Raw genomic sequence first — 4,861 nt, 5'->3', positions numbered from 1 at the left:
GGTCCAGGAACTCCTGGCCGCCGAAGCCCGGCTCCACGGTCATGATCAGCAGCATGTCGAGTTMGCCGAGCATGTCCAGGAACGGTTCGACGCCGGTCCCCGGCCGGAGCGCAAGCCCCGCCTTGGACCCGCGTGCCCGCAGTTCCCGCGCCAGCTTGATGGGGGCAATCGAGGCCTCGGCGTGGAACGTCACGGACGCCACGCCGGCGTCGGCGTAGGCCGGGGCCCAGCGGTCGGCGTGCTCGATCATCAGGTGCGCGTCCAGCGGGATGGGGCTGATTTCCTGCAGGCGCTGCACCACGGGCAGGCCCAGCGAGAGGTTGGGCACGAAGTGGTTGTCCATGACGTCGACGTGCACGGCATCCGCGTTGCTGATCCGGCTCAGCTCCGCCTMAAGGTTGGCGAAGTCGGCGGACAGGATGCTCGGGTTGATGCAGCACTTGGTCATGCGGGATTCCTTGTCGGTCTATCGGTCTGATGGAAAGTCGCTGTGCGGACGTGCCGTTCTGCTGAAAATCAGGCCTGCCAAAATTCAGTACAACGGGCATGTCCTGCGGAAGGGGGCTATGGGCAAGTATCGCCCGGCGTTCAGGCTTTCTTGTGGATGAGGGCCAGGAACATGGCGTCTGTGTGGTGCACGTGGGGCCAGAGCTGTGCGGTGAGCTCGTGCCCGGCCTCAAGGTGGCCGGTGAGGCTGACGCTGTCCAGCGCGGCGCCGGCGTCGAGGAGTTCGAGGTCCTCCCGCTTGCGCAGGGCATCACTGACGACGGCGGTCGTCTCCGCMGGGTGCGGCGAACAGGTCACGTACGCCACCACGCCGCCGGGCTTGACGGCGTCGATTGCGGAGTTGAGCAGCTGGCGCTGCAGCGGGCCCAGGTCCACGAGGTCCTTGGGCGTGCGCCGCCAGCGTGATTCCGGGCGGCRGCGAAGGGCCCCCAGACCCGTGCACGGGACGTCGACGAGGACCCGGTCGAAGGACTCCGGCTGCTCGGTGCCGAGGTCCCGGCCGTCTCCGGTCCTGACCTCCCACGCGTCCCTTGGCACAGCGGACAGGGCCTGGCGGACCAGTTTGGCCCGGTGCGGAGCAAATTCGTTGGCCAGCAGGTGGGCACCCCGTTGCCGCGCGAGGGCACCGAGAAGGGCGGCCTTGCCGCCGGGGCCAGCGCACAGATCGAGCCAGCGCTCCCCTGCGCCTTCGCTATCCGCTGCTTCCGCGCCGAGATCGACGGCGGCCATGGCGCGGGCCACGAGCTGCGAACCGACGTCCTGGACGCGGGTACTGCCGTCACGAACCGAGGCGAGCCGGCCGAGGTCACCGCCGCTGGACAGCGCGGATCCCTCCACGAGCTCGCCCGGAGTGGCCCCGCCTTCCAGGGCCTCGTTCAGGCTGCCGACGCCGGGCAGCGCCACGAGGTTCACCACGGGCGCGGCGTTGTCGGCTTCGAGGAGCTCATCGATCTCAGCGGCCGGCCGGCCGTGGGCCACGAGCGATTGGCGCAGTGCGCGAACTATCMACTCCGGGTGGGCATAGCGGATGGACGCGATCGTGGTGGGATCGGTCTCGGTACTGAGCAGCAGGTCGAGCCATTCTTCCAGCGTACGGGCAGAGACCTTGCGCAGCACGGCATTGATCAGGGCCGACGGGCCGGCCCCGATCACGGCGCGGGCCAGCCCCACGGTCTGGTCCAGGGCGGCGTGGGCGGGCACCCGCATCGCGAGCAGCTGGTGCGCGCCAATCCGCAGGGCATCCAGGATTGCCGGGTCCAACTGGTCCAGCGGCCKGTCGACGCAGCGCGCCAGGATGGCGTCGTAGGTACCCTGGCCGCGGAGGGCGCCGTAGCTGAGCTCGGTGGCGAAACCGGCGTCGCGCTTATCCAGTCCGTGGTGCCGGATCCGGGCGGGCAGCACGAGGTTCGCGTAGGCGTCCTCGGCTTCCACGGCACGGAGCACTTCGAAGGCTACGAGCCTGGCCGGATCGGCCCGGCGGGTGCGCTGCGAGGGGGCACTCTCGGTGAAGCCGCGCTGCGGGCCGCGGTTGCGTTCCCGGCCTTGGGCATTCCGCCGGCTGCCGCCGCGGGCGCCGGCCTGGCCGCCTGGCTGGGAGCCGGACTGGCCGCCGCCCTGGCCGCCGGGCTGGTGGCCCCTGCCGCGGCCGCTGCCGCTGGTTCCGGACTCGCTCATTCGAATACCACGCTTTCAAGTGTTGCCTGTCCGCGCGCCCAATCAGCGGCGGCCATCATTTTCTTGCCCGCAGGCTGGATCCGGGTCAATTCCACCGGGTGCGAGCCCGTGCCCACAACGACGCGTTTGCCGTCCATGGCCAGCTGTCCGGGCGGGAGCGCGGAAGCTTCCGGCGCGGGCAGCACCGGCTCGAGCTTGATCCGCTGGCCTTCCAGCATCGTCCAGGCGCCGGGCTCGGGCGTCACCCCGCGGGCCCTCCGCCCGATCGCCAACGCGGGCTGCCGCCAGTCAAGTCGGCCATCCTCGAGGCTGAGTTTGGGGGCCAGGCTGACATCGCCCTGCTGCGGCAGCGCGACGGATTTGCCGGCGTCGATGGCGGACAGGGTCTKGGCCAGCAGGACGGCGCCACTTTGGGAGAGCCGTTCGAGCAGGGCGCCGGCGGTATCGCCTGGGTGCACCGTTTCGGTGAGCGTGCCGAACACGGGTCCGGTKTCCAGCCCCTCCTCAAGACGGAAGGTGACGGCGCCGGTGACGTCGTCGCMTGCAATGACGGCGCGCTGCACGGGGGCGGCGCCACGMCAGGCCGGCAGCAGGGAGAAGTGCAGGTTCACCCAGCCGTGGCGCGGAACTTCCAGGGCCGCACGGGGAATGAGGCCGCCGTACGCAACAATGGCCGCGACATCGGGCGCAACGGCGGCAATGCGGGCAGTCACCTCGGCGTCCACCTTGGCGGCGTGGATGATCTCGATCCCGAGCTCGGCGGCCCGGGCTGCCATGGGCGACGGCGTCAGGATCCGCTTGCGGCCCAGCGGGGCGTCCGGGCGCGTGAGGACGGCGACGACGTCGAACCCGGCCTCAATCAGGGCGTCCAGGGACGGTACGGCGACAGCCGGGGTTCCCGCGAAAAGAACCCTCACGGGGTGATTCCGAAGCTKGACCCGCCAAAGCTCGTTCCAACGGTCTTCGCGCGCTTCGTTGTGGTCTGTTCGGTAATGGCGTCGTAGTTGGCATTGCGGATGGCACGCAGGGCAGCCTTGCGGTCGTCGCCCTCGAGCCGATCCGTATAGAGGATGCCGTCCAGGTGGTCGGTCTCGTGCTGGAAGCAGCGCGCCAGCATGCCTTCGCCTTCCACAGTGACGGGATTGCCGTGGAGGTCCACGCCAGTCACGCGCGTATGCCGGTGCCGGCGGACGGGGAAGCCGAGGCCCGGGATGGACAGGCAGCCTTCGACCTGGTCCGGCTGGAAGTCCTCGCTGTTTTCCAGCACGGGGTTGATGATGTGGCCTTCGACGCCACCGATCCGGTACGTGAAGACGCGCTTGCTCACGCCGACCTGGGGCGCGGCCAGGCCTGCGCCCTCCACGTCCTCCATGGTTTCGGTCATGTCAGCGACCAGCTTTGCCAGTTCAGGCCCGAATTCCGTCACGGGATCGGCGACTGTGCGCAACACAGGATCGCCGATAATGCGGATATTCAAAATGGCCATGTGCAGTCTGTCCTCACGGTGGGCGGCTAGGGATCCAGTCCAGTTTAGTTGCACTCCGCGGAGTCCTGGACGTCGGCCGGATAGGCGTCCGGGGAGTCGAGTGCGGGGATCCGCGTGCGCCGGGCTGGTGGAATGCCGGCGTTCGGTTMGCGGGGACCGGGCCGCCGGACCACACGGCCGGCCTGTAGGGCCTGTCCGCAGCGTTCGCGGCGCCGCACCGCACGGCGGGTCCGCAGTATTCGCAGCGCCGGAACGGACGGCCGGGCTGTAGGGCCGGCCTGTAGGGTCCGCACGGTTCGCAGCGCAGGCCTGTAAGGCTCKCAGCGCCGGACCTCTCGMTTCATTTGGGCKTCAAATGAGATCAGCGTGTGTCTTCACGCTTGGGGCCCGACGGTAGACGGAAAGCGGCCTCAGCGGCGACCGCCATCCCCTGAAAGCGGCCTCAGGACGAAGCTCCGAAAATCCGAAACCGCCCCCAGTTCTTCACTCCTGCTTCGCGTAAGAATGTCACACCCCCGGAGGAGACTGGTTTCATGGAAGCCGCCAGGGATTTCATTCCGTTCGGGGACGACGGGCTGGGCACGGACCGGGACACGAGTCACGGCACGGATCCGGCACGGCTGTCGGGTGTGGATGTTGCCCTGGCGCGCTGGAGGCTGTGGGTTCGACGGCGGTTCAGGATGCGGCGTTGTGGGATTTCCGGGCCGCGGCGGATTTCGCCGGGGGTGTGGAGGAGCTCTCGCGCCGGGTGGAGTTTTTGCAGCTGGTGGCGGCCGCCGCGGTGGACCGGACCCGGACTCAGGCCTCCGCGGCGGCGGCCGCGAAGACGGGCACGTCGTGGACGACGGGCTGGCGCGACGACGCCCCCGGAACCGCGGCCGCCAGTAGCGCACCATCCGGAGCGGTGAGCGCCGGGACCGACGGTGTGCCCGGTTCCGCGGCTTCGCCCGACGCGCTCACGGGCGTGACAKCGCCCKGTTCTGCGGCTTCGCCCGATGCGCTGGCCGGGGAGGGTGTGCCGTCGGATGCGGCGGTGGTGGATGACGGGTATCGGAACACGGCGGAGTTCCTGCGGGCGCTGCTGCGGATCGGTGCGCCGGAGGCTAAGCGCCGGCTGTCCCTGGCCGGGGGTGTGCTGCCCCGCCGGGGACTCACCGGCCAGCCCGTCCCGGCCGTGCACGCGGAGCTTGGTGC

Annotated in this window: 4 protein-coding genes and 1 pseudogene; 1 reads left to right on the top strand and 4 read right to left on the bottom strand. The window is 69.8% G+C overall.

Translation table 11 applies throughout. From position 1 onward, the window contains the following. The 4 genes from AC1DBQ_RS22035 to def form a co-directional block, all read right to left on the bottom strand. A partial coding sequence (locus AC1DBQ_RS22035; protein WP_476930541.1) for a ribulose-phosphate 3-epimerase occupies positions 1–448 on the bottom strand: 448 nt, incomplete at its 3' end. 140 nt (positions 449–588) lie between these two features. Then, positions 589–2,181 carry an RsmB/NOP family class I SAM-dependent RNA methyltransferase gene (locus AC1DBQ_RS22030; protein ID WP_476930540.1) on the bottom strand — a complete coding sequence of 531 codons (1,593 nt, stop codon included), beginning with the start codon at positions 2,179–2,181 and terminating at the stop codon, positions 589–591. After that, entirely contained in the window at positions 2,178–3,098 is a 921-nt protein-coding gene (locus AC1DBQ_RS22025; RefSeq protein WP_476930539.1) for a methionyl-tRNA formyltransferase, read from the bottom strand. The genes AC1DBQ_RS22030 and AC1DBQ_RS22025 overlap by 4 nt, the downstream gene beginning before the upstream one ends. Then, a complete protein-coding gene (gene def, locus AC1DBQ_RS22020) occupies positions 3,095–3,667 on the bottom strand; it encodes a peptide deformylase (protein ID WP_476930538.1) in 573 nt (190 codons plus the stop codon). Before def ends, AC1DBQ_RS22025 begins: the two co-directional genes overlap by 4 nt. A gap of 688 nt (positions 3,668–4,355) precedes the next feature. Between def and AC1DBQ_RS22015 the strand changes: the two are divergent. Next, positions 4,356–4,861, top strand: a pseudogene (locus tag AC1DBQ_RS22015) (HNH endonuclease signature motif containing protein); the annotation flags it as partial.

Source organism: Arthrobacter sp. 10T413_2 (assembly GCF_056394205.1).
This window is presented reverse-complemented; position numbering and strand designations above follow the sequence as displayed.